The sequence below is a fragment of the Vibrio sp. 1288 genome, assembly GCF_033344475.1.
In genome coordinates this window covers 1-584 of sequence record NZ_JAWPOX010000847.1, presented here as the reverse complement: position 1 = coordinate 584, position 584 = coordinate 1, and the positions used below count along the sequence as shown (strand labels likewise).

1 protein-coding gene is annotated in these 584 nt (G+C 43.7%); it reads right to left on the bottom strand.

Annotation, left to right across the window (positions count from 1 at the left end; translation table 11 throughout):
• On the bottom strand, positions 1–584 hold a 584-nt coding region (locus R8O11_RS29700), incomplete at both ends, for a helicase C-terminal domain-containing protein (protein ID WP_412035098.1).

Below are 584 nucleotides of genomic sequence, written 5' to 3'. Positions count from 1 at the left end.
ACCAAAGAGAACGCTGGTTTTGTGTGTTTCTACAAGCTTTTTAGGTTTTTTTAGAATTTCTTGTCGAGAACTTTCGCCTTGTACTTGCAAAGCCCAGCCTCGTTTTATGAACTCTGAAGACAGCGCTTCTGCGACTTGGTTCATCTGCCAGTAAGAGGAGAATAATACCAAGTTGGCCTTTTTGTCTTCTAAGTACTTAGGCAAGATCTCAATAAGATATTCAGTAAACTGAGGTGCCGATGGTTCGTACTTCATTGCCGGTATGAGTAACTCAGCTTGGTTTTGATAATCAAAAGGCGAAGCGAGTGCCAAAAACTGAGTCCCAGATTCTGGCTTTCCATCAATGCCTACTTGATGGCAAAAATAGTGGAAAGAGTTCAACGCTCGCATTGTTGCTGAAACTAATACGGCACCAATACAACGACTCCAAATCTGTTGGTCTAGCTGCCATCCAATCTCAAGAGGGGAGACACTCACAATAAAATCGCCTTCACGATCTGGGTGAGTTTCTAGCCATCTCGCTAAAGGTGCTCCTTTTTCTCGTGTTGGCTCTGCCATCAAATGCCAAACTTGAGCGAGGTTCT